Source organism: Psychrobacter sp. TB20-MNA-CIBAN-0197 (genome assembly GCF_040309765.1).
Lineage (GTDB): Bacteria > Pseudomonadota > Gammaproteobacteria > Pseudomonadales > Moraxellaceae > Psychrobacter > Psychrobacter submarinus.
Genome location: NZ_JBEOPC010000003.1, coordinates 109,116 through 135,116, shown reverse-complemented (window position 1 = coordinate 135,116; position 26,001 = coordinate 109,116). Strand labels below are relative to the sequence as shown.

Sequence of the window (26,001 nt, the reverse complement as noted above, 5' to 3'; positions counted from 1 at the left end):
TTCGGCAACTTTAAGCTGTCGCTTTAGGCGTTTTACCTCTTCAAGCGCACTCATAAGTTCAGGGTCATACTGCTTTGTTCCTACAAGCTTGCCTTGATTAGCTTTGTTCTGCCAGTTGGATAGCGTTTGCATGGCGATGCCAAGTTGCTTTGCGGTCGCTGAAATATTGCCGTTGTTATCCGCTATCTTCTTGACGGCTTCAGCTTTAAATTCGTCACTGTAGGTTCTTACTTTCTTGGTCATGGTAAACTCCGATTAATACGCTTAGTTTACCAAGTTTACCTCTACGGTTTCTTCAGCATAGCTCAACCTTATAGAAAGATGTAGGAGATGGTCTGAAGGGTTATACTGCTGTTTATGCGTTATATTGTTGGAATAGACGAACTAATAATGATTTAATGCAAGGCATATAAATGGGCTTAATGGTAAGTTTAATATTGAAAGTCATGAAGATATAGTATATCAGCAAAGGGAGTTAAACTAGTAGCTTTATACTTTGTGTACTATTAAAATCTACTTTTGGCAAAATAAACTTAAGTGGAGTTAATAGCTAAAGTAAAACTGTATAGTCGTATTTGTAATCTGATATACTTATATAATCCAAGTTTAACTATATTAGCTCTAACACTTTAGAGGAAGAAATGGCATTAAAAATATTTAGGCGTAAATTAAAGTTTTTTAAAAAACCGTCATATAATGACCAGTACTTGAATCCAATATTCAGGTCACATTTAAAAGCAGCTGAGCAAGGATATTCTGAGTCCCAGTTTATTCTCGGATCATTGTACCAAGAAGGTCAAGAAGTCCTACAAAATAATGAGATAGCAGCTAAATGGTATGAAGAGGCCGCAAAGCAAGGACATGTAGATTCTCAGTTTGAACTTGGATCGTTGTACCAAAAGGGAAGAGGTGTCGAGCTAGATTTTGCTTTAGCAGCTAAATGGTATGAAGAGGCTGCAAAGCAAGGACATGTAGATTCTCAGTTTAAACTTGGATCGTTGTACCAAAAGGGAGGAGGTGTCGAGCTAGATTTTGGTTTAGCAGCTAAATGGTATGAAGAGGCTGCAAAGCAAGGACATGTAGATTCTCAGTTTGAACTTGGATCGTTGTACCAAGACGGAAAAGGTGTCCGCCAAAACAGGACTACTGCAAAAGAATGGTATGGAAGAGCTTGTGATGTTGGTCTTCAACGAGGATGTGACTTATACAGAGAGTTAAATGAGCAAGGTTACTAAGTTGCACAAAATAAATAATGATCAATAAGTTACGGCTTGAGCTATTGCTTAAGATACTACTCATACTCGATAGTGCAAACCTCTCTCATTATATGTTAAATCCGTCAGATTAATTATTCTCTTCAAAATTCATTCAATAAAATCTGTCTAAATACTTGCATTTAACTATAAATCTTGTATAATTGTCAGCCTTAACACCCATAGGCGATTGGCTCAATTGGTAGAGCATCGGTCTCCAAAACCGAGGGTTGTAGGTTCGAGTCCTACATCGCCTGCCATCTTTTTTATCCTATCTTTATCTGATGTTTCCTTCTCCTAAGCGAGTTCTTTATGAGCAACAATCAGGATAACCTCGATTCTAAGTTATCTGATGCCTCTAACGCTAAGGCGACGGCAAGCCCGATGCTGACGAAAGGAAAGCATGTCTCAGCAACCAAAAATACCACTGCGGTAGAAGTTGCTAAAACCGGTTCAGCTAAAGATATGGTGCTATGGCTATTGGCTATAGCTGCTCTAATAGCGGCGACTTTCTCTAATCAATACTTACCAGGTTATTGGCAAGCGGCCAATGACGTTTGGGTTCGTATCGGGATTATTGTAGCGCTCGCTGTTTTTGCTCTAGTTTGTCTAGCGCTGACCAATCAAGGACGCGCCTTTAAGATACTATTGAAGGATGCGGCCGTTGAACTGCGCCGCGTCACTTGGCCGGGTAAAGACGAGACTTTTAAATATACTTGGCAAACCATTGTCGTGATAGCGATTGTTGGTTTTTTAGTTTGGATGTTAGATAACTTTTTTAACTGGTTTGTCGGTATTTTTATTGGCTAGAAGAGCGTATTAGCTCTAGTAAAGCTATATTTTATTGATCACAACCTACTACTAAGATCAGGAGCGTCATATGCGTTGGTATATTGTCCAAGCGTTTTCAGGATATGAAAAACAAGTACAACGTTCATTAACTGATCGTATTAATCGTAGTGATTTCGCGGATTCTTTCGGCGATGTATTGGTGCCCACTGAAGAAGTGGTCGAGATGAAAGACGGTAAAAAGCGCAAAAGTGAGCGTAAGTTTTTCCCAGGATACGTCTTGATCGAAATGGAGATGAACGATAATACTTGGCACATTGTCAAAGACTGTCCACGTATTATGGGTTTTGTTGGTGGTACACCAGAGATGCCAGCGCCTATCACTAAAGTGGAAGCCGATCGTATTCTTAATCGCTTAAATCAGACTGAAACTGCGCCGCGTCCGAAGACTCTATTTGAGCCAGGCGAAGAGCTACTGGTTATCGATGGTCCGTTCACTGACTTTAAGGGCCTAGTCGAAAAAGTAGATTACGAAAAATCTAAGCTACAACTGACTGTAAACGTATTTAATCGACCCACGCAGGTCGAGCTTGAGTTTAGTAAAGTTGAAAAACTAGACTAAACAGACATCAACTGGGGAGCTGTTGTTTGTTAAGCGCTGATCGTATGATCATAGTGACTAACAAACTGGCGTTATCACCCAATTAGGAGAAAATCATGGCTAAGAAGATTGATGGTTACATCAAACTACAAGTCCCAGCAGGTAAAGCCAACCCTTCACCGCCAATCGGTCCAGCTTTGGGTCAAAAAGGCGTGAACATCATGGCGTTCTGTAAAGAATTTAACGCAGCGACCTCTAACCAAGAGCCAGGTCTGCCGATTCCTACAGAAATCACGGTATATAACGATAAGTCTTTTACCTTTATCATGAAGTCGCCACCAGCTGCTTATTTACTACGTAAAGCCGCTGGTATCGCTAAAGGTTCTGGTACGCCAAACACTGCTAAAGTTGGTAAGGTGAATCGTGAGCAGTTAGAAGAGATCGTTAAGACTAAAGATGCAGACTTAACTGCTGCTGATCTTGACGCTGCTGTTCGTACCATCGCTGGTACCGCTCGTTCAATGGGTATTTCCGTGGAGGGTGTGTAAATGAGTAAGCTAACCAAACGCCAAAAAGAAATCAATAGCCGTATCGATAACGAAAAACAATACACTATTGAAGAAGCGGTTCAAATCCTAAACGATTTGCCACCTTTGAAGTTCAAAGAGTCTATCGACATCGCTATCAACCTAGGGGTTGATCCGCGTAAATCTGACCAAGTCGTTCGCGGTGCTACCAACCTGCCTGCCGGTACTGGTAAAACCAAACGCGTTGCGGTATTCGCGCAAGGCGCTGCTGCTGAAGCGGCAAAAGAAGCGGGTGCTGACATCGTTGGGATGGATGATTTAGCTGAGCAAATCAAAGCTGGTAACATGGACTTTGACGTAGTTATCGCCGCTCCTGACGCTATGCGCGTTGTCGGTCAGTTAGGTACAATCTTAGGCCCACGCGGTTTGATGCCTAACCCAAAAGTCGGCACGGTCACGCCTAATGTCGCTGAAGCCGTTGCTAATACTAAAGCGGGTCAAGCGCAGTATCGCGTTGACAAAGCAGGTATTATCCACACGACTATTGGTCAAGTTGGCTTTACAGCGGAACAAGTCATCGAAAACGCTCGTGCGTTATTGTCTGACCTTAAGCGCGCTAAGCCTGCGACTTCAAAAGGTATTTTCATCAAGAAAATCACTTTGTCGAGCACGATGGGCCCAGGTCTAACTATCGATCCTGTACCATATCGTATGGCTAAATAAGATAAATATAGCTGTCTGATATTTGAGCCGTAATAAGCACGAATATTGATCGGCAACAAATTTTAAGCAGTAAAGAATTTTAAGAATTAGGTCAGCGTAGTGAATGCTATGCTGTCTAAGACCGTAGGTAGAGAGCGGTTTATAGTGATAATGATTTAGGTATTATTAATCGCTATAAGCTGCTTTTGTTAATCGATAACAGATGAAAGTCTTAATTGTCCTACGCAGACGGTGACCCACCCAGTTGTTGATAAGAGCCGATAGGGCAACCTATCACTTGATGTCAGTCTGATAATGGTGCCGTAATTAGTCGTTATTAATGGACTTTTTAGTGCATTAATAACGTGTTGTATCAAGTCAGTTTTCACTTATGGTTTAGATTATAAGTGGATTGATAAGATTAAAGGAGTCAACTTATGGCATTAACGCTAGAGCAAAAACAACAAGTTGTAGCTGAAGTGTCTGAAGTTGCTGCTAATGCTTACTCAGCAGTCGCTGCCGAATATCACGGTATTGGTGTTGCACAGCTTACTGAGCTGCGCGTACAAGCCCGTGAAAAAGGTGTGGTTTTAAAAGTGGTAAAAAACACACTTGCAAAACGCGCTTTTGAAGGCACTAAGTTTGAGAGCATGTCAGACCGTATGACTGGTCCATTACTTTTGGCTTTCTCTATGGAAGACTTGGGATCTGCTGCTAGAGTCGTTTTCGACTTCAGCAAAGAAAACAATGCTTTAGAGACCAAAATTGTATCAGTCGGTGGTGAAGTTTATGGTCCAGAAGAGCTAGAGCGCGTATCGAAGCTACCAACTCGCGACGAAGCAATCTCTATCTTGATGGCAACTATGAATGCACCAGTGACCAAGCTTGTCCAGACTATGAACGCAGTTCCTGGCAAGTTCGTTCGCACGGTAGCAGCAATCAAAGACGCAAAAGAAGCTGCTTAATCGCTTGTTTTAACGTAAATTTTACAGCCTTGATTGGCTTATTGTCCCAGTATCTAACACAGTGGACAGTCAATCAATACGCTATTAAATCAATTATTTTTATCAGATAACGGAGAGTTCTCATGGCACTATCTAAAGAAGATGTGTTAAACGCAATCGCTGAAATGTCAGTAATGGATATCGTTGAGCTAATCAGCGACATGGAAGAAAAATTCGGCGTAACTGCTGCTGTAGCTGCTGCTGCACCTGCTGCTGCTGCTGAAGGCGGCGCTGCTGCTGAAGAAAAAGACGAGTTTGACGTTGTTCTTGCTAGCTTTGGCGAGAAGAAAGTTGCCGTCATTAAAGCCGTTCGCGAAGCGACTGGCCTTGGTCTAAAAGAAGCGAAAGACCTAGTTGAAGGCGCTCCAGCACCAATCAAAGAAGGCGCGTCTAAAGACGAAGCTGAAGAGTTGAAGAAGAAGCTTGAAGAAGCTGGTGCTTCTGTTGAACTAAAATAAGCTTAGCTTAATTTAGTTTAATACTGCACATAAAGAGCTAGTAATGCCTTGCATTGCTAGCTCTTTTTTATTATAATTACTAGCTTGACCTTTTGTGTCTGCCTAACGCCCGATCACCAGTGGTGGATACTCATCAAAAGGACACACGATAGCTATGCAAGTAAACACAGTGCAAGCAAGCACAGTAGTTTTGAATAATCTGTTAATTTAGGCTAAATGTCCTGAGACGTTTGGCGTTTTTTTGTGTCTGCATGCTTTTTCAATAACTGTTTTTTAGCACGGCCTACTTAACTCAATATCTATTATTATTTATCTGATTAACATTATTGCTGATGACTATTTATCGCACCTTTAGTGCTATTCAGACAAACGGATACTTTGATTTTTAGCGGTTACGTACTTTTAACCGTTATCAATAATCCGCTTTATTTAATAGCGGCGGTTGACCAAACGCCTTTGAAACTGCTATCCAAGCTATAGTTTATTAAAAACTAGACGCGAATCATTGGATACAAAGGTTAATCACCGCATATATATACAGTTATATCACTGTTTGGCTTAATAACCCATTTATTTAAAAAAGATTTTGAAAGTGTTGATTATCAAAATGCATATGGCCGCATAGTGATGATTGTTTGAAGTTTTAGCTTTAAAGGGATCTCGGATGAGTATATCGCCTTTAAAGTGGTTGTATTATCGTATACGTCGCTAAGTTTGCATGGTATCACCAAGTATTGGTGCACGCTAGCTACGATTTTTATTTGTTTCCACGTTTACTGTAAGGACTCTCGATGGCATATTCTTATACTGAAAAAAAGCGTATTCGCAAAAGTTTTGCTGAATTGCCCACTGTGATGGACATTCCCTATTTATTGTCTATCCAAGTAGATTCCTATGAGCAATTTTTGCAAGAGCATAAAAAGCCTAAAGCTCGTGAGAATACTGGTCTACAAGCCGCTTACTCTTCTATTTTCCCGATTGAGAGTCATTCAGGTAATGCTGAGCTACAATTTGTTGAATATTATTTAGGAGAGCCGGAGTTTGATGAGCGTGAGTGTATCTTACGTGGTTCAACCTTTGCCGCGCCTATGCGTGTCAAAATCCGTCTGATTATCAAAGACAAAGATCATAAAGACAAAAACAGCAAAGCGGCTATCAAAGATATCCGTGAACAAAGCGTTTATATGGGTGAAATTCCACTCATGACTGATAACGGTACCTTTATCATTAATGGTACTGAACGTGTTATCGTCTCGCAATTGCATCGTTCACCCGGTGTCTTCTTTGATCATGATAAGGGTAAATCACACTCTAGTGGTAAGGTGCTTTATAACGCTCGTATCATTCCTTATCGCGGTTCGTGGTTAGACTTTGAGTTTGATGCTAAAGACCTAGTATTCGCGCGTATTGACCGTCGCCGTAAACTCCTTGCTTCTATCATCCTGCGCGCTCTTGGCCTAACGACTGGCGAGATTTTAGACTTATTCTTTGATAAAGTCGCGGTTTATAAAGGTGAGGAGCAGTTCGAGATTGATATCGTTGCTGATCGCTTGCGTGGTGAGATGGCGCAGTTCGATATCGTTGCCCCTAATGGCGATGTGATCGTCGAGCAGGGCAAACGTATCAACGCGCGCCGTATTCGTCAGATCGAAGAGGCGGGTATGACTAAGATCGCCGTGCCTGATGAATATCTCTATGAGCGTATTTTGGCTGAAGATATTATCGTTAATGACGAAGTCGTTGCCCATGCAAACACGCCTATCGATCATGAGCTATTAGTGAAGCTAAACTCGTTTGAAGCAAGTGATTCGATCAAAGAATTCAGCATCCTGTTTACTAATGATATCGATCAAGGTAGCTACATCGCTGATACGCTGCGTGCCGATAGCACTTCAAGCCGCGAAGAAGCCTTGATTGAGATCTATAAGGTTATGCGTCCAGGCGAGCCACCAACGGTTGAGACGGCAGAGAAGCTGTTCGAAAGTATGTTCTTCAATGCTGATCGTTACGATCTATCTAACGTTGGCCGTATGAAGTTCAACCGCCGTTTGGGCTTAGACTTCGATAATACCGATGACCCAGACGTGCAGCGTGCGCGCAGCGTCTTGACCAATGACGATATCGTCAACGTGCTAAAAGAGCTGGTTGAGATTCGTAATGGTCGCGGCGATGTCGATGATATTGACCATTTAGGTAACCGCCGTATCCGCTCAGTAGGCGAGATGGTAGAAAATCAATTCCGCGTTGGTCTGGTTCGTGTTGAACGTGCGGTCAAAGAGCGTCTATCATCAGCAGAATCTGATAACTTATCGCCACAAGATTTGATTAACTCAAAACCAGTTGCTGCAGCGATCAAAGAGTTCTTTGGCTCTAGCCAGTTGTCGCAGTTTATGGATCAAAACAACCCGCTATCAGAAGTCACGCATAAGCGCCGTGTTTCTGCATTGGGACCAGGTGGTTTGACCCGTGAGCGTGCCGGTTTTGAAGTACGTGACGTACACGATACGCATTACGGCCGTGTCTGCCCAATTGAGACACCAGAGGGTCCAAACATTGGTTTGATCAACTCACTAGCGACCTTTGCTAAGACTAATAGCTTTGGTTTCTTAGAGACGCCTTATCGCCAAGTGGTCGATGGTAAAGTAACTGATGTTATCGAATACCTATCTGCTATCGAAGAGGTCGGTACGGTAATCGCTCAAGCTGACTCACCCATGAATGATAAAGGTGAGCTTAGCGAGGAGATGATCAGTGTCCGTAGCTATGGCGAGTTTGTGCGTATGCCAGCTGACAAAGTGACGCATATGGATGTGTCGCCAAGTCAGGTCGTGTCAGTAGCCGCTGGTCTGATTCCATTCCTAGAGCATGATGATGCTAACCGAGCGCTTATGGGCTCGAACATGCAGCGTCAGGCAGTTCCGACGCTACGCGCTGATAAGCCATTAGTTGGTACAGGTATGGAGCGTCACGTCGCTCGTGATTCGGGTGTCTGTGTTATCGCTAAGCGTGGCGGTGTGATCGAAGACGTTGATGCCTCGCGTATCGTCGTACGTGTTAATGAAGATGAAATGGTCGCTGGTGAAGCGGGTATCGATATCTATAACTTGATCAAATATACGCGCTCAAACCAAAATACTTGTATCAACCAGCGCATCATTGTCAACCAAGGCGACGAAATCGCGTCAGGGGATATTCTAGCTGATGGCCCATCGACCGATCTTGGTGAGCTAGCGTTAGGTCAGAACATTCGTATCGCCTTTATGCCGTGGAATGGTTATAACTTCGAGGATTCGATTCTTCTATCTGAAAAGGTCGTAAAAGAAGATCGATTTACCACCATTCATATTCAAGAGCTCACTTGTGTGGCTCGTGATACTAAGCTTGGCACCGAAGAGATCACTGCTGATATTCCAAACGTCGGTGAAGCCGCGCTGTCTAGCCTAGACGAAGCAGGTATTGTATATATCGGTGCTGAAGTGGATGCCGGTGATATCTTAGTCGGTAAAGTCACGCCAAAAGGTGAGACACAGCTGACGCCTGAAGAGAAACTACTACGGGCCATCTTCGGTGAAAAAGCCGCTGACGTCAAAGACACCTCACTACGTGTCCCAACGTCAAGCAAAGGTACGGTCATTGACGTACAAGTCTTCACCCGTGACGGTGTCGAAAAAGATGCGCGTGCCCGTGCGATTGAAAAATCACAGCTCGATAGCTACCGTAAAGATCTAAAAGAAGAGCTACGTATCTTTGAAGAAGCGGCGCGTGGCCGTATCGGTAACTTACTCGACGGTCAAAAAGTCAGTGGTGGTTCAGGTCTCAAAGCCGGTACGGTTATGAAAGCGGCCGACATGAAAGAGATGAGCCTTGAGACTTTGTTAGATATTCAGCCAGTTGAAGAAGATATCGCTGAGCGTCTCACGCAAATCGCTGAGTACTTAGTCGATAAGCAAAAAGATATCGATGTGAAGTTTGCAGAGAAAAAACGCAAACTAACTGCAGGGGACGACTTGCAGCATGGCGTACAAAAAATCGTCAAGGTTTATCTTGCAGTGAAGCGTCGTATTCAGCCGGGTGACAAAATGGCGGGTCGTCATGGTAACAAAGGTGTGGTATCGCGCATTATGCCGGTCGAAGATATGCCTTATGACGAGCATGGCAATACGGTTGATATCGTCTTGAACCCGCTAGGTGTTCCTTCGCGTATGAATATCGGTCAGGTCTTAGAGACTCATTTAGGTATGGCAGCCAAAGGCTTGGGCGAGAAGATCGATAACATGCTCAAAGCTCAAGCAGCAATGAAAGATCTACGTGATTTCTTAGACCAAATCTACAATAAAGTAGGTGGTGAAAGCGTTGATCTCGATAGCTTAAGTGATGATGATATCATGGCGCTAGCGGGCAACTTGCGCGACGGTGTGCCAATGGGTACCGCAGTGTTTGACGGCGCGCATGAGCATCAAGTCAAAGACTTGCTTGAGCTTGCAGGACTCGACCGCGATGGTCAGCAAGTACTATATGATGGTCGTACCGGTCAGCAGTTTGACCGCAAAGTGACGGTCGGTTATATGTATATGCTCAAGCTCAACCACTTAGTCGACGACAAGATGCACGCGCGTTCTACCGGCTCTTACTCGCTGGTCACCCAGCAACCACTCGGTGGTAAAGCCCAGTTTGGTGGTCAGAGATTCGGTGAGATGGAAGTGTGGGCACTAGAAGCATATGGTGCGACTTATACCTTGCAAGAGATGCTAACGGTGAAGTCAGATGATGTCGAAGGCCGTACGCGTATGTACAAAAACATCGTCGATGGTGAGCAGTATATGGATCCAGGTATGCCTGAGTCGTTCAACGTACTGACCAAAGAAATCAAATCACTGGGTATCAATATTGAGTTAAAAGAAAACAATTAAGCCCTTATTGACGCTTAAGCGTTAGACTAAAAGCAGTAAAGTATGATTGATACGGCTGCTTTTAGTCTTTATCTCATCCCAATTCATTGCCTTCAGTCGTCTAAGTAGCTTGTACTTTTAGGTACCGCTTAGAAGATTATAAAGATAACGGAGAAGCAACTTGAAAGATTTACTCGATATCATGCAAAGCCCTACCGCGAGCGGTAATCGTGAGTTTGATAGCATTCAAATTACTTTAGCCTCACCAGATGTGATCAAGTCTTGGTCGCATGGTGAAGTCAAAAAGCCAGAAACCATTAATTATCGTACCTTTAAACCTGAGCGCGATGGTCTATTTTGTGCCAAAATCTTTGGCCCAGTAAAAGACTTTGAGTGTCTTTGTGGTAAATATAAGCGCCGCAAGTTCCAAGGCGTCATCTGCGAAAAATGCGGCGTAGAAGTCACTACAGCCAAAGTTCGCCGTGATCGTATGGGTCATATCGATCTGGCTAGCCCTGTCGCGCATATTTGGTTCTTAAAATCATTACCAAGCCGCATCGGTCTTTTATTAGACATGACGCTACGTGACATCGAGCGCGTACTTTATTTCGAGAGCTATATTGTTACTGAGCCAGGCTTGACGAGTCTTGAGAAGTATCAGCTGCTTGATGACGAAGACTACTACCGCGCGCTTGAAGAGTTCGGCGACGAGTTCACAGCTAAGATGGGCGCAGAAGCAGTACAAGACTTATTAAAAGAAATCGATATCGATATCGAGATTGATGAGCTGCGCGAAGCAATTCCGCAAACCGGCTCTGAGACTAAGCTCAAAAAAATGTCTAAGCGTCTAAAGTTATTAGAAGCTTTCCGCGACTCTAATAATAAGCCTGAGTGGATGGTAATGAATATTTTACCAGTTCTACCACCAGATTTACGTCCGCTAGTACCGCTAGAAGGTGGCCGTTTTGCGACATCTGATCTTAACGATTTGTATCGCCGTGTCATCAACCGTAATAATCGTTTGAAGCGTCTATTGGAGCTTAGCGCCCCTGATATCATTGTGCGTAACGAAAAGCGTATGCTACAAGAGTCAGTCGATGCCTTACTTGATAACGGTCGCCGTGGCCGTGCCATTACTGGTAGTAATAAGCGTCCACTAAAATCTTTGGCCGATATGATTAAAGGTAAGCAAGGTCGTTTCCGTCAAAACCTACTTGGTAAGCGTGTCGATTATTCTGGTCGTTCGGTTATCGTTGTTGGTCCGACGCTACGTTTGCATCAGTGCGGTCTACCAAAGAAGATGGCATTAGAGTTATTTAAGCCATTTACTTATGCCAAGCTGTTATCACATGGCATGGCGACCACGATTAAAGCGGCCAAAAAGATGGTCGAGCGTGAAGAGCCGCAAGTGTGGGATATGCTGGCTATGGTTATCCGTGAGCATCCAGTGCTACTCAACCGTGCACCAACGCTGCATAGATTGGGTCTACAAGCGTTCGAACCTGTACTGATCGAAGGTAAAGCGATTCAGCTGCATCCGCTGGTTTGTACCGCGTTTAACGCTGACTTTGACGGTGACCAAATGGCCGTTCACGTACCATTGACGCTTGAGGCTCAACTAGAGTCACGCGCCTTGATGATGTCAACGAATAATATCTTGTCACCTGCTAACGGTGATCCGATTATCGTACCGTCACAAGACGTGGTCTTAGGTCTATACTACATCAGTCGCTCATCGATCAATGCCAAAGGTGAAGGCATGGTGTTTGCGACAGTCAACGAAGCCTTACGTGCTATTGGCTCGAACGATTTGCACGTCAATGCTTTGATCAAAGTGCGTGTCACTGAGACGCAGACTGATGAAGCAGGTAACACCACAGAGTCGACAAGTCTGAAAGAGACCGTTGCTGGTCGCCTATTGATTTGGAACATCATGCCAAAAGGTATGGCGTTTGCAGAGTGCAACCAAGAGATGACTAAGAAAAACATCTCAGGTTTGATCAACTCTTGCTATCGTAAAATGGGCGTCAAAGACAGCGTTATGTTCGCTGACCAGTTGATGTACTTAGGTTTTGCACAAGCGACTTTATCTGGCGTTTCTATCGGTCTTGATGACATGGTCATTCCGCCAAGCAAAAAACAAATCATCGACACCGCAGACGCTGAAGTCCGCGAAATCGAAGATCAGTTTGAGCAAGGGTTCGTCACTGCCGGTGAGCGCTATAACAAAGTTGTCGATATCTGGTCGCGTACCAACGACAAAGTTGCTAAAGCGATGATGGATAACTTGGCGACCGATAAAGTCATCAACGCCCAAGGCGAAGAAGACGAGCAAAAATCCTTCAACTCAATCTTTATTATGTCAGATTCTGGTGCTCGTGGTAGTGCTGCACAGATTCGTCAGCTTGCTGGTATGCGTGGCCTTATGGCAAAACCGGATGGCTCTATCATTGAGACACCAATTAAAGCGAACTTCCGTGAAGGCCTGACCGTACTACAGTATTTCATCTCAACGCATGGTGCGCGTAAAGGTCTAGCCGATACCGCTTTGAAGACTGCAAACTCAGGTTATCTGACTCGTCGTCTCGTCGATGTTGCGCAAGATTTAGTCATCACTAGCGATGATTGTGGCACCGAACAAGGTCTGCTCATGACGCCGCACATCCAAGGTGGCGAGATCATCGAAAAACTTGGTGACTTAGTGCTAGGGCGAGTGACTGCGCGTGATGTGACTTATAATGATGATGACTCAAAAGTGCTGATTCCGGCTGGTACGTTAATCGATGAGCAGTGGGTAAACATCTTAGACGAAAACGCTATTGATGATATTTGGGTACGCTCAGTTATCACTTGTGAAGTTGAGCACGGCGTTTGTTCGCAGTGTTATGGTCGTGACTTGGCTCGTGGTCATAAAGTCAATATCGGTGAGTCAGTTGGGGTTATGGCAGCGCAGTCTATCGGTGAGCCAGGTACTCAGCTTACCATGCGTACCTTCCACGTGGGCGGTGCAGCAAGCTCAGCATCTGTGGATAATAGCATCTCAGCGCGTAACGCCGGTCAAGTACAATTTGACAATATGAAAACAGTTGAGCATACCGATGGTCATTTAGTTATCGTCTCTCGCTCTGCAGAAATTGCTTTGACTGACGATCTTGGTCGTGAGCGTGAGCGTTATAAAGTACCTTACGGTTCAAGCGTCCTCGTCAAAGATGGCGATAAAGTAGATGGTGGTCAAACGATTGCTAAGTGGGATCCGCATACGCATCCAATTATCACAGAATTCGCCGGTACTGCGCGCTTTAGTGATATCGTTGATGGTAGTACAGCGACCGTTAAAGTCGATGATGCCACAGGTATGAGCTCGTTTGAGATTCTAGCGACTCGTGACCGTTCAAGTAATGCTAAAGACTTACGTCCTGCTATTATCTTGAATACTGATGCGGGCAAAGAAGTGGTTTATTTCTTACCTGCAGAAACCATCATTCGCGTCAGCGATGGTGAAAAAGTAGCGGCAGGTTCGATCTTAGGCCGTGTCCCACAAGCATCTTCTGGTACTAAAGATATTACCGGTGGTCTACCACGCGTCGCCGATTTATTCGAAGCACGTCGTCCGAAAGATCACGCCATTATGGCTGAGATGACAGGTGTGGTGAGCTTTGGTAAAGAGACCAAAGGTAAGAACCGCTTTATCATTACTAACGAAGATGGTGAGACGCATGAAGAGCTGATCCCGAAATGGCGTCAAATCAACGTCTTCGAAAACGAGACTGTGGCACGCGGCGAGATCATCGCTGATGGTCCGCAAAACCCGCACGACATCTTACGTCTAAAAGGTCAGACGGCTCTTGCAGACTATATCGTTAACGAAGTACAAGACGTTTACCGCTTGCAAGGCGTGAAGATCAACGATAAGCACATCGAAGTTATTATTCGTCAGATGCTGCGCAAAGTTGAGATTACAGATGCGGGCGACTCTAGTCACTTCAAAGGTGATCAGGTCGAGTACGCTGATGTCATAGCCTTGAATGCCAAACTGGAAGCTGAGAATAAATTCCCAGTTCAGTATGAGCGTCAATTGTTAGGTATCACCAAAGCGAGTCTGGCAACGGAAAGCTTTATCTCAGCAGCTTCGTTCCAGGAAACCACGCGAGTGCTAACTGCGGCGGCGGTGACGGGTAAAGTTGATGAGCTACGTGGCCTAAAAGAAAACGTCGTCGTCGGTCGTCTAATTCCTGCAGGTACTGGTCTTGCGTATCACAACGCGCGTAAAGACAAAGCAGAACAAAAGCTGCAAGACTCAGATCTGAATGCTGCGTTCGATATGGGTACAGCTACGAGTGAAAATAAAGACTTTACAAGTTTCGATGAAGCCTTCGCTCAAGAGCTGAACCAAGATAACTAAGCTTTGTTTAACTTATGAGCTCTGTTTAATTTAACAGTAAAAAAGCCAGCCTCGTGCTGGCTTTTTTATGCATAAAATATAGTCAGACTCAGTAAAAAGATAGTACACTTAAACACATTGTAGTTTTTTAACTGATTCGTAATAAAAGGACAACCTGCTTATGGCCGGTAAAACTCGCGTAGCCAAATACCATGCTGACCGTACCAACCAAAAGCTTTATTTTTGCCGCTTAGCTTGCCAAGCGGCAGATAACAGTAGCGATAAACAGCTGTACCAAGCGCACTGTGAAACTGCTATTTTTCATTTATATGGTAGCTTTTTAGCCTTTATGCAGGAGCTTTCGCAGTTCTATAGTTTGGAGATGAATGAGCCAACGCTACTGGCTATAGAGCAAGCGCTTAGCGAGCGCACGCAGGTCTCACCTGAGGTCATGCGCTTACAGCAACTATTAGAGCATGGGTTTTTAGCCAATATAGAGCGAGCTTATCAGCGCTGTCTCTATGCTGTATTGTCGGATCAACAAATAAGTGCTCATCCTGCTGAGGGCTCAAAACAATCGCAAGATTTGATCGTTAATGTGGTGACATTGTCCAACCAGTGGCTACCTGATGAGTCAACTATTCGAGAATGGCGCAGTCAGTTTTTAGATTTGATTGAACAGCTACGGGGCGGCATGGTCGAGTATTAAATCAGTATTGAAAGTATTGAAAGTATTGAAAGTATTGAAAGTATGGGAAGCGCTTGCCTATCAAAAAGGCAGTCCACTGCAGTGAACCGCCTTTTTAATGCTTTATTGAATGTGTCCTAAATGGAGCTTTATAGCTATATTTATAACTATAGAGTCTTATTCTGGCATCGCGGGCATACGTTCTGCTGGCGTTACGGGTAATGGATTTTGTGACGCACTATCGCTATTATCAGACGCTGTTGACTGCACTACAGGCTCTTGTTCAGGTTCAGGAGGCTTACGTTGCTGAATTTTAGTTTTAACCGGTTGGTTAGCAGCAGTCTCTAAATTGCTTGAGTCGTCCTCATCACTGTCATTAGTACTGACAACGCCATCATCGTTCATCTCGATAATACGCTGGCTTTGCTTTTTAGATTTAGATTTATTATCAAGCGACACCCATTCAAAAGGAACGTCTCTTAACTGCGCTCTCATAAAGTCCATCCATACGGGTAGGGCAGCAACACCGCCATACTCGCGGCGACCAAGGGTTGAGGGCTGATCAAAACCCATCCAAACGACAGTAGCGTTGGTAGGATGAAAGCCTGCAAACCAAGCGTCTTTGGCTTCGTTAGTCGTACCGGTCTTGCCCCCAATATCCTCGCGTCCAAGTGCTCGAGCGCGAACGGCAGTACCGCGCTGAACCACCTCTCGTAAGATGTCGGCCATCTCGTAAGCCACTCTAGGTTTGAGGATTCGCGGCGCTTGGGTGGCCGTTACATACTGCACTACAGGAGCTTGCAGACGATCTGTCAGCGGATTTGCATCATAAATACTCATATCATAGTTATTAGAAACATTGGTATTAGCATCATCATCGCTAAGCTCATCATTCTGAGCATCTGACTCATTCTCGACAGCGTCGTCTTCGCTTATGGTATCTTCCGTCTGCTTGTCCTCTGCTTCTTGCTCAGTAAGCGTTTGGGCATCTTCAATCAGTTGTTGGTTACGAGCTTCAAGCTGCTCATTGAAACAAAGCGCACACGCTTGCTGCGGATTGGCTTGAAACAACAGCTCATTATCGTAGTTATAAATCTGCTCAATAAAATAAGGCTGTATACGATGACCGCCATTCGCAAAGGTCGCATACGCGGTAGCCATTTGTAACGGGGTAACTTGACCCGTACCGAGCGCTAATGACAGTGTAGTCGGTAGCTTCTCTTTATCAAGACCGAACTGGTCTAACAGATCACGAGCATCTGAGGTGCCTACTGCTTGTAGTAAGCGAATAGAGACTAAGTTACGAGACAGATAAAGCCCGCGGCGTAAAGTGATATCACCTAAGAAGCGCTCATCAGAGTTTTTAGGCTTCCAATCGCCGACTTGAATGGGACGATCTGAGATGATGCTATCTGGACGATAGCCTTTTTCTAAGGCGGTGGTATAAATCAGTGGCTTAATTGTTGAGCCCGGTTGACGCCATCCTTGCAGGGCGCGGTTGAATTTACTGTACTTAAAGTCAAAACCACCTACCAAAGCGTTTAGCGCGCCTGTCTCTGGGTCTAGCGATACTAAGCTGCCTTGGACATCTGGAATCTGTGCCAATTGCCAATTATCATTATCGGTTTTTATTAAGCGAACGATGTCTTTTTCACTGACGATTTGGGAGGCGTTACTAGGTAGATTACCGAAGCGATCGGCTGAGATGAACTTCTTTGCCCAGCTCATACCAGACCAGTTTACGGTGACCGTCTCACCTGATTGCATCAGTGCTTCAAAGCTGCGTGAGTTGACAGTGGTCACCTTCGCAGGATACATACTGCCATAGCGGTTAAAGTCTTCAAGAGGTTCATCGTTCGCCTCAGCGCCGCGCCAGCCGTGACGATGATCATAGGCAATAAGACCTTTGAGGACGGCCGCTTCGGCAGCTTGCTGCGCTTGGCTATCAACGGTTAAGCGCACCCGCCAGCCGCCATTGACTACTTGATCTCCATAACGATTGACTAAAGCATAGCGCGCCATCTCTGCCAAATAAGGCATATTAACATCGAGTTTTTCTTGATATAAATTCAAGCCAATGGGCGAGTCGATAGCTTCATCATGTTGCGCTTGATCGATATAGCCAAGCTCGTGCATACGTTTGATAATCCAGTTACGGCGAATAAGGGCACGCTCAGGATTGGCGACTGGGTTGTATTTAGAAGGGGCTTTTGGAAGGCCAGCTAGCATCGCCATCTCTGCGACGGTTAAGCTCTCAAGTGACTTACTATAATACTTTTTGGCAGCGGCGCGGATACCATAAGCGCCTTCGCCCAAATAAATTTTATTCACATATAAAGTGAGAATTTCATTTTTAGTGAGCTCGTCTTCCATCTTTCTGGCGACAAATAGCTCTGTTAACTTACGATTCAAGGTACGCTCAGGCGTCAAAAAGTAATTCTTAGCCACCTGCATAGTAATTGTTGAGCCCCCTGTTTGGCCCTCATCGTCAGTGACCACTTCGGTGACCGCTCGTCCTAAACCCTTAATACTAATGCCGCTATGCTGAAAAAATGAAGCGTCTTCAGCAGCTAAAAAGGCGTTCGTCAGCCCTTCAGGAATCTCTTCATAAGTCACCGGCAAAGATAAGCGGTTGCCATACTGACCGATGAGTTTGTCATCACGGCTATAGATCTGTAAAGGCATCTCCAAATTTGCCCTTTTAATCTCTTGGATACTAGGTAGGGTAGGTGATAAGTACATTGCCATGCCATAAAAGCCAATAGGAACGGCGAGCGCTAAGATAATGACTAGCGCTAAAAAGGCAATAAAAAGCCCCACCAAGTAATGGATAAGACGGACGGTGGCATTTTTTTTGGGCATAATAAGCTTATCAATTAAGAGAGTGAACGGTCATTATTATACATTGAACCCAAAGCTAGGTTCGCATGAAATGTGTAATTCTCTGAGAAAAGTTTTTAATTACTTGAATATGTCTATTAAGTAACGTATTGTATTCCATGATTACAAAACCTTTGTAATCTATATTCTATATAAGGTGTAGGGTCTGTGAAGCTACTTTCTTCTAAGCATCAGAGTTTAATTGGAGTAGATATTTGTGCAACTTCAGTAAAGCTAGTTGACATAACTCGGCAGCAAGGCGTTTATCATCTCAAGTCTTATGGTATCGAAAGATTACCGCCAGGGATAGTCGTTGATAAGCTGATTGTCGATACTGAAGCGGCTGGTGACACGATTGCAAGCTTAGCGCGCCAAAACCGAGTTGCAGGCCATGATGCTGCAACCGCGGTCTCAGGCTCGTCGGTCATTACCAAGATTATCGATATGGATGCTACTTTAAGCGATGTTGAACGCGAAGCACAAATCCGTCTCGATGCAGATCAGTATATCCCTTATCCTTTAGATGAAGTCAATCTGGACTTTGAAGTGCTAGGGCCTTCTGTCGTTGATGACACGATGGTGCAAGTCTTGCTAGCAGCCTCACGCTCTGAGAACGTAGATCAGCGGGTGGACGCCTTGGCCTTTGGTGGTCTAAAAACCAAAGTTATGGATATAGAGTCGCACGCTATCGAAAGAGCTTTTCAGATGATGGCAGATAATTTACCAAATATGCCAGAATTGGTCGCTGTTATCGATATTGGCCATCATCAAACGACCTTATATATTGCTAAAAACGATAAATTTATCTATAGCCGCGAGCAGTTATTTGGCGGGTTGCAGCTCACAGAAGCCATCCAAGAGCGCTACGGGTTGTCTTATGAAGAGGCGATGGTTAATAAGCATGAGCGTATGTTGCCTGATGATTATTATCCTGAAGTGCTCACGCCGTTTATGGAAAGTACGGTACAACAAATCACTCGATCGCTACAGTTTTATTTTTCCTCAAGTCAATATGACCACATTGATCATATTGTGCTCGCTGGCGGTAGTAGCTCTATACCCGGTCTTGCCGGCATGATCCAGCAAAAACTAAATATCGGCGTTACCGTCGCCGATCCATTTATTAATATGACTATCAGCCCTTATATTGACAGCGAGCAGTTGGCTATCGATGCTCCCAGCCTAATGGCGGCTTGTGGGCTTGCGCTTAGGAGCTTTAACTAATGGCTCGTATTAACCTACTACCATGGCGTTCTGAGGAACGCGCCCGCCGCAATAAAGAGTTTTTGACGCTAGTTGCTGCAGTGACGCTGCTGGCATTGTTGTCCGCGTTTGCGACTTGGAGCTATTTTAATAATGAGCTCGAAGAGCAGCGTGACGCCAATGATCGCATCATGCAAGAAAACAATCGTTTGGATACGGTACTTGCGGAGATAGATACGCTTGAGCAGCGCCGAGAAGATATTATCTCGCGTATGCAAGTTATCCAAGACTTGCAGGGACGACGCCCAATTCCAGTGCGTTTATGGGACGATGTAGCAAAGGCGATGCCTCCAGCGCTTTATCTGAATAATCTAAAGCGTGAGGGTGACCTACTTACCTTTACCGGCCTAGCGGACAACCCAAACGTAGTCTCAAGCTTAATTCGTAATTTGGACGACAGCCTGTGGATGGAAAACTCCGCCGTACGTAATATTCAGCAAAATATTAGTGCCTACGAGGCAGAAGCGACCTTAAATCGAGCACCTACTAACGGTGAGCGGCCTCGACCTATATACCCTGAGGACAGTTACGTGCAGTTTGTAGTAACCACTCAAGTGCAGTCCTCATTAACTGAGCCTACCCAGTCAGCAGAGATCGCCGCTAGTGCTAATGGCTCTGGAGGTACTTTATGAGTCCTATCCGCAAAAAAAGCCTCATAAAAACCAAAAAAAGCGCAATCAAAGCGCAAGGCCCATTGACCCCGCCAAAAAAATCATTCGACTTCAATGATTTTCGTCGTAGCTTTGAATCGCTAGATACCCAAAACTCTGGCAGTTGGCCGCTACCAGTTAAAGTGACCGTGTTATTGTTAATTGTCGTCTTCATTGCTGCTATGGCTTGGGCGTTACCGATTAGTAGTAAAATCGATGAGATTAAGGCCAGCGAAAGTGAGCAGCAAACCTTACTTGAGACCTATCGCCAAAAAGAGTCACGAGCACGGCATTTAAACACTTATAAAGCGCAAGTGGCGCAAATGGATATAGAATTTAATACTTTGCTCGATCAGCTCCCTAAAGAGACTCGGGTTTCTGAATTGGTAGAAGGTATCAATATGACGGGAGTGGGCAGTAATATCCGCTTCCAAGATATCTCTGTTGAGCCTGAGATTGAGAATGAGTTTTTTATCGAGCAGCCTATTCGTATTGCTGCTTTGGGCGAGTATCATCAGTTTGGCAGTTTTATCAGTGGTCTTGCTGCCCTGCCGCGTATCATTACTATGCATGACTTTGAGGTGAGTAATCCACAGCCCACTTTAGAAGCCATTCCGGAGCTGAATTTGATCTTACAGACCAAGACCTATCGCTCAAAAGAAGTGACGCCTGATGAGGAGGCTGCTGATGATTAAGCCGCTACCCAGCCTTATGCTTTTAACGATGACGACGCTTTTGCTCAGTGGCTGTGCCGATAGAATCGGTCTAGCTGAGCAAGCCATGCAAGACATACGAGCGTCACAGGCACAAGAGGTTGAACCGACGCCTAAAGTGTCACTAGTAGAAGACTTTGTCTATAGCGCAAGCAGTCTACGCAGTCCTTTTTTACCACCAAGTTTGGTAAATATGCAAGGACCGACCACGGCTATCGACGGCATACGCCCTGATATTAACCGTATCAAACAACCTTTAGAGCAATATGAAATCGCTCAGCTGACTTTTCGCGGTGTTGTGGTTTCTCCTGAAGGACAAGAGTACGCTTTAGTTCAGCGTCCAGATGGGTCAGTCGCTAGTGTAAAGGTAGGTGATTATCTTGGACTCAATGATGGCCGTATTGTTGAGATTACGCCCACGCAGATTAATCTAATTGAAATTGTACCAGACAGCCGCGCCGGGTTTATTGAAAGACCACAGTCGCTGGTCTCTCCTATAAATTAAGATGGTAGATTTTTGAGGAATAAGTAATGACCGTACGTAACAATAAGGCAAGGACGATAAGTAGTCGTGTTTCCTCTACTTTCGCCGCTCCTGTGTTCGCTTTGGGCATGACCGCTATTATGAGCAACGCTTATGCGGTGCAACGCATCAATGAGGTGTCTGTTGTGCAGACGGCGCCAGCAGTAACGCAGCTGCGTTTGGGGTTCAATGAGACGCCAAACGTACCGGCAGCTTATCAGCTCGATAACCCTAGCCGTTTAGTCTTAGACTTTGAACAAGTCCAAAACGGTTTGGCGAGCCGCTTCAACGATTATAATGTGGGTATAGTCAACGATATTACGACTTTGAGTAATGACAGTACGACGCGCCTTATTGTTGGGCTGAAAAAAAGCGGTGATTATACTACCGCAATAGAAGGTAACGATCTGCTATTGACGATCAATGATCCTGCACGCCAAGTCATTACCAATGATCCGGTCGCTGATGTGCTCAATAACCAATCAGCAATCATCACCACCACGCCTATCGACAGCCCAGTAGTAGCGACCAATGTCGTAGCGACTGATAACGTCGTAGCCGCGCCAGTGGTAGTGCGGCAAGCACCGACAAAACCGCAAGTACCGGCTGATACTATGGTGGTCAGAGTCAATCCTTTATTAGACCCCAATCTTGCTGCCTCGCAAGTGAGTCGTCAATACAGCTATGATGGTTTGACGGCCTTGAACTTTGCAGCCGGCAGCGGTGGCGGCGGTAATGTCAGTATCACTTTAGCCAATGAAGCTATTCCGGTTGATGTACAGCGCCAAGGCAATAAGCTTGTCGTACGCTTGACGGGCAGTACCGTACCTAGAAACCTGCTGCGCCGTCTCAATATCAATAGCGGCTTAGTCGCGAGTGTCGATACCAAAAACCAAGGTCAGACCGGTATTATCACTATCAATATGAATGGTGACTACGAATATCAAGCGTATCAATCAGGCGCGCAGTTAAATATCAGCATCTCTGAGCCTGAGCTACTACGTGAGCCGACGCTAGAAGAAAAAGTCTATACTGGTGAAGCGCTGTCTATGGAGTTCCAAGACGTTGAGATTCGTAGTGTGCTTGATATCTTAGCGCAGTTCACTAATATGAACATTGTTGCTAGTGATTCAGTCGCTGGTAATATCACCTTGCGCCTTATCAATGTGCCTTGGGATCAAGCGCTCGATATTATTCTAAAAAGCAAAAACCTAGGTAAGCGCGAAAACGGTAATGTCATCTTAGTAGCACCGGCGACGGAGCTGGCTCAGCAAGAGGCAGATGAGCTACAAGCGCAGCTCGCGGTTGACTCTTTTTCACCGCTACGCACGGAGTATATTCGTCTAAGCTATGCTAGAGCGGAAGATGTATTAAATCTTATCTCTGAGGGCAGTGGGCCGGCCAATAACAATAGTGGTCTTCTTGGTACTGGTAATGCGGCTAACATCGAAGATAACAATACTCTATTGTCTAATCGCGGCACCGTCACTATCGATGAGCGTACCAATACTTTGATTGTCAAAGACGTCGCTGATAGCATTGAGAATATTCGCGAGCTGATTACCAAAATCGATATTCCGGTACGCCAAGTGATGATCGAGGCGCGTATCGTTAGTGCAACTGATACTTTTAGTAAAGAGATTGGCGTGCGTTGGGGTATCTTATCTAGCGGCGCGGCAACCAATCGCAGTTTACTGGTGGGCGGTAGCAATCAGACGTTAGCGGACTTAAAAGATTTTGACATCGAGACCACGACGGTCAATGGTCAGACTGTGTCTTATCCGAGCTATGATATTAGTAGCCCTGATAATTTGAGTGTCGACTTGGGAGTGACTAATCCGGCGGCTGGCAGTATCGCTTTTGGTCTGCTTAGCTTATCCGATGTGATGCTAGATCTTGAGCTCTCTGCCTTGCAAGCCGACAATCGCGGGGAGGTCATCTCTACGCCGAAGATTTTGACTGCAGATAAGCAAACTGCCAAAGTCTCCTCAGGTACGCAGATCCCTTATCAAGAAGCGGCGGCAAGTGGCGCAACGTCTACTAGCTTTAGAGAAGCGGCGCTTAGCCTTGAGGCCACGCCGAACATTACCCCTGATGGTAAAATTGGCTTGCAGCTTCTTATTACTAACGGGACGCCAACCATTATCAATGGCGATGTCGCTATCAATGAAGATTCGATTTCAACCAATGTCATCGTCGAAGATGGACAGACCATTGTCTTAGGCGGCGTGTTTAGAAACCGTACTAACAACGGTGTGGATAAAGTACCGTTCTTAGGCGATCTACCTTATATCGGCCGTGCTTTCCGCCGCGATGTGCGGAGTAATAATAAAGAAGAGCTGCTGATATTTGTGACACCAAAACTTATCAACGATGGCATCAGTCGTTTGGACTAACCCGGTTAATCCTGTAACCATGAAAGTTAAGCGGTTTTTATTTTACACATCGTCCAATTTTAAAGCGAAGAAAAGCAAGCCTAAGTGCTTGCTTTTTTGTGTCTTAATGATGCTCAAAAAGGCTTAATAAAATTTTTGCTGTTAATATCAAGGTTGATTACTAGCCAGATTATCGATGACGTTGTATGATAGTTAATTTAGCTGAGTAAGTGTTATGTTGGAGGAATTACCGTCGGTATTTATAGTCGGGCCGATGGGTGCAGGAAAGACCACAATTGGCCGTCTGCTTGCCAAACAGCTAGGGCGTGAGTTTGTTGATAGCGACTGGTATATTGAGTCCCAAACCGGCGCGGATATTGCTTGGATATTTGCCAAAGAGGGCGAAGCCGGCTTTCGTGAGCGTGAAACTCGCGCTATTAATGAGCTGACCCAAAAGCCCCAAATCGTATTAGCCACTGGTGGCGGTGCGGTCATGAGTCATGATAACCGAGAGTTTTTGCATCAGCGCGGTATCGTGGTTTATCTGAATGCCCCAGTTGAGGTGCAAATGGCGCGCACGGCCAAAGATAAGTCGCGCCCGCTATTACAACAGCCGAATCCCAAACAAATCCTACAAAGTTTATATCAAGTCCGTGATCCATTATATCGACAAGTGGCTCATATTATTTTGCCGACTGGGCACACTTATCCGCGGCATATGGTCAATCAGCTATTGCAGCAGCTAGAACGGTTTATTGCTACAACGCAGGGCGACAACACGCCTTAATACTCGCGATATTGCGTTTATAAGCCGTAACTACCGTTGTATAGTCGATACACTCTAAAAATGTCATAGCGCTACTGGGATGAATTTTGCGCAGCCTCTGGGAACGCAGCACGCAAGTAAAATTTATACCAGTAGCGCGTTTAAATCCATAACAGTTTTACATTCAGCTAACTATAACTCACACCAAGTGTGCCGAAGGTGTGTTGAAAGGGTGTTGCAAAGAGTGGTACAGAAAATGTGTTGCAAAAGCTGTGTTGCAAAAAATAAGCCTCAGTCTAGATATGCCGCCACTTAACAACGTCGATATTCAATAAAAAACAGCGTCTAGATTTTTACATAGGAAGCCGGTATGGCAAAGCCCCTGTTCGATGATAGTTTGACAGTACAAACCCAAAGCCATGATTATCCTATTATTATTACCGCAAGTTGTAGCGATAGCGAAGATGCCGCGAGTGACAGTAACAAGGTAAGCACTATGGCGCAGCGCGTCGCACCGTATATTACGGGCAAGCAAGTGTTAATCGTCACCAATGAGACTGTCGCGCCTTTGTACTTGCAGCCTTTACAGCAGCAATTATCTACTGATTTTCAGGTAGCCGTCTGCGTCTTACCCGATGGTGAGCAGTATAAAAATCAAGATCATATCAATAAAATATACGATGCACTCATGGCGCAGCATTTTAACCGTGACGTGACTTTACTTGCGCTTGGCGGCGGCGTGATTGGCGATATGACAGGTTTTGCTGCAGCAAGCTTTATGCGCGGCGTCAATTTTATTCAGATCCCGACGACTTTGTTGGCACAAGTGGATTCGAGCGTGGGCGGTAAGACCGGTATCAATCATCCGCAAGGCAAGAACATGATTGGCGCGTTTTGGCAGCCGCAGATGGTACTGGCTGATATGAATACTTTGCAGACTTTGCCCGCGCGCGAGCTGTCAGCAGGTATCGCCGAGGTGATTAAGTACGCGCTGATTATGGATGAAGCGTTTTTGACTTGGCTTGAGCATAATCTGCCGGCCATGATGGCGCTTGATCTAGAAGTGCTTGCTGTAGCGGTTAAGCGCTGCTGTGCCTATAAAGCGCAAGTGGTCGCGCAAGATGAGAGAGAGTCAGGCGTCAGAGCATTATTGAACTTTGGTCATACCTTTGGTCATGTGATCGAGACGCATGAGGGCTATGGCGAATGGTTGCACGGAGAGGCAGTGGCTGCTGGTATGGTACAAGCGGCAATGATGTCACAAAAGCTTGGCTGGCTGACTCAGAATGATACCGATCGGATAAAACATATCTTAACGCTTGCCAACCTCCCTATTACTCCGCCTGCTATCTCAGCGGCAACCGCTCTTGACCTAATGGGTCATGATAAAAAAGTCAAAGGCGGCAAGATTCGACTGATTTTACTCAAATCACTAGGCGAGGGGATATTGACCGATGATTTCGATGAGAAGCTATTGATAGAGGTTTTATCCCAATCTAATCCATAAAGCGGTATACTGTTATTATAGATGACTGATAT

Annotated in this window: 19 protein-coding genes and 1 tRNA gene; 18 read left to right on the top strand and 2 right to left on the bottom strand. The window is 45.1% G+C overall.

What is annotated here, in order from left to right:
* On the bottom strand, positions 1-243 hold a 243-nt coding region (locus AAEY83_RS01840; protein ID WP_351058349.1), incomplete at its 3' end, for a transposase.
* A gap of 398 nt (positions 244-641) precedes the next feature.
* Between AAEY83_RS01840 and AAEY83_RS01835 the strand changes: the two genes are divergently transcribed.
* From AAEY83_RS01835 to AAEY83_RS01785, 11 genes are all read left to right on the top strand, one after another.
* A complete protein-coding gene (locus tag AAEY83_RS01835) occupies positions 642-1,235 on the top strand; it encodes a tetratricopeptide repeat protein (RefSeq protein WP_025644958.1) in 594 nt (197 codons plus the stop codon).
* Between the two features lie 202 nt (positions 1,236-1,437).
* Positions 1,438-1,513 (top strand) — tRNA-Trp (locus tag AAEY83_RS01830).
* 52 nt (positions 1,514-1,565) lie between these two features.
* Positions 1,566-2,063 carry a preprotein translocase subunit SecE gene (gene secE / locus AAEY83_RS01825; RefSeq protein WP_025644956.1) on the top strand — a complete coding sequence of 166 codons (498 nt, stop codon included), beginning with the start codon at positions 1,566-1,568 and terminating at the stop codon, positions 2,061-2,063.
* 70 nt (positions 2,064-2,133) lie between these two features.
* Entirely contained in the window at positions 2,134-2,664 is a 531-nt protein-coding gene (gene nusG, locus AAEY83_RS01820; protein WP_025644954.1) for a transcription termination/antitermination protein NusG, read from the top strand.
* Between the two features lie 95 nt (positions 2,665-2,759).
* On the top strand, positions 2,760-3,191 hold the full coding sequence (rplK, locus tag AAEY83_RS01815) for a 50S ribosomal protein L11 (RefSeq protein ID WP_025644953.1): 432 nt from the start codon (positions 2,760-2,762) through the stop codon (positions 3,189-3,191).
* Entirely contained in the window at positions 3,192-3,893 is a 702-nt protein-coding gene (gene rplA, locus AAEY83_RS01810) for a 50S ribosomal protein L1 (RefSeq protein ID WP_025644951.1), read from the top strand.
* Between the two features lie 416 nt (positions 3,894-4,309).
* Positions 4,310-4,837: a 50S ribosomal protein L10 gene (rplJ, locus tag AAEY83_RS01805; RefSeq protein ID WP_025644948.1), complete on the top strand. Its 528-nt coding sequence runs from the start codon at positions 4,310-4,312 to the stop codon at positions 4,835-4,837.
* 122 nt (positions 4,838-4,959) lie between these two features.
* Entirely contained in the window at positions 4,960-5,334 is a 375-nt protein-coding gene (gene rplL / locus AAEY83_RS01800) for a 50S ribosomal protein L7/L12 (RefSeq protein ID WP_025644946.1), read from the top strand.
* 791 nt (positions 5,335-6,125) lie between these two features.
* Positions 6,126-10,244 carry a DNA-directed RNA polymerase subunit beta gene (rpoB, locus tag AAEY83_RS01795; protein ID WP_025644944.1) on the top strand — a complete coding sequence of 1,373 codons (4,119 nt, stop codon included), beginning with the start codon at positions 6,126-6,128 and terminating at the stop codon, positions 10,242-10,244.
* A gap of 160 nt (positions 10,245-10,404) precedes the next feature.
* The gene (rpoC, locus tag AAEY83_RS01790) at positions 10,405-14,625 is read left to right on the top strand and encodes a DNA-directed RNA polymerase subunit beta' (protein ID WP_025644942.1); all 4,221 of its coding nucleotides are present in this window, start codon (positions 10,405-10,407) and stop codon (positions 14,623-14,625) included.
* A gap of 160 nt (positions 14,626-14,785) precedes the next feature.
* Positions 14,786-15,313 carry a DUF6586 family protein gene (locus AAEY83_RS01785; RefSeq protein ID WP_025644939.1) on the top strand — a complete coding sequence of 176 codons (528 nt, stop codon included), beginning with the start codon at positions 14,786-14,788 and terminating at the stop codon, positions 15,311-15,313.
* A gap of 156 nt (positions 15,314-15,469) precedes the next feature.
* On the opposite strand, the gene AAEY83_RS01780 is transcribed toward AAEY83_RS01785, so the two are convergent.
* Entirely contained in the window at positions 15,470-18,154 is a 2,685-nt protein-coding gene (locus tag AAEY83_RS01780) for a penicillin-binding protein 1A (protein ID WP_025644937.1), read from the bottom strand.
* Positions 18,155-18,340: 186 nt separating this feature from the next.
* Between AAEY83_RS01780 and AAEY83_RS01775 the strand changes: the two genes are divergently transcribed.
* The 7 genes from AAEY83_RS01775 to aroB all read left to right on the top strand — a co-directional run bounded on the left by AAEY83_RS01775 (position 18,341) and on the right by aroB (position 25,969).
* Entirely contained in the window at positions 18,341-19,396 is a 1,056-nt protein-coding gene (locus AAEY83_RS01775; protein WP_025644935.1) for a pilus assembly protein PilM, read from the top strand.
* Positions 19,396-20,067, top strand: a complete 672-nt coding sequence (locus AAEY83_RS01770; protein ID WP_025644933.1) for a PilN domain-containing protein — start codon at positions 19,396-19,398, stop codon at positions 20,065-20,067. Before AAEY83_RS01775 ends, AAEY83_RS01770 begins: the two co-directional genes overlap by 1 nt.
* Positions 20,064-20,780 carry a type IV pilus inner membrane component PilO gene (locus AAEY83_RS01765; protein ID WP_037058819.1) on the top strand — a complete coding sequence of 239 codons (717 nt, stop codon included), beginning with the start codon at positions 20,064-20,066 and terminating at the stop codon, positions 20,778-20,780. Before AAEY83_RS01770 ends, AAEY83_RS01765 begins: the two co-directional genes overlap by 4 nt.
* Positions 20,773-21,303 carry a pilus assembly protein PilP gene (locus tag AAEY83_RS01760; RefSeq protein ID WP_025644931.1) on the top strand — a complete coding sequence of 177 codons (531 nt, stop codon included), beginning with the start codon at positions 20,773-20,775 and terminating at the stop codon, positions 21,301-21,303. Before AAEY83_RS01765 ends, AAEY83_RS01760 begins: the two co-directional genes overlap by 8 nt.
* Before the next feature lie 26 nt (positions 21,304-21,329).
* The gene (locus AAEY83_RS01755; protein WP_025644929.1) at positions 21,330-23,717 is read left to right on the top strand and encodes a type IV pilus secretin PilQ; all 2,388 of its coding nucleotides are present in this window, start codon (positions 21,330-21,332) and stop codon (positions 23,715-23,717) included.
* A gap of 214 nt (positions 23,718-23,931) precedes the next feature.
* A complete protein-coding gene (gene aroK, locus AAEY83_RS01750) occupies positions 23,932-24,483 on the top strand; it encodes a shikimate kinase AroK (protein WP_025644927.1) in 552 nt (183 codons plus the stop codon).
* A gap of 349 nt (positions 24,484-24,832) precedes the next feature.
* Positions 24,833-25,969 (top strand): 3-dehydroquinate synthase, encoded by a 1,137-nt coding sequence (gene aroB / locus AAEY83_RS01745; RefSeq protein WP_025644925.1) that lies wholly within the window; start codon positions 24,833-24,835, stop codon positions 25,967-25,969.
* The last annotated feature ends 32 nt before the right edge of the window (positions 25,970-26,001 follow it).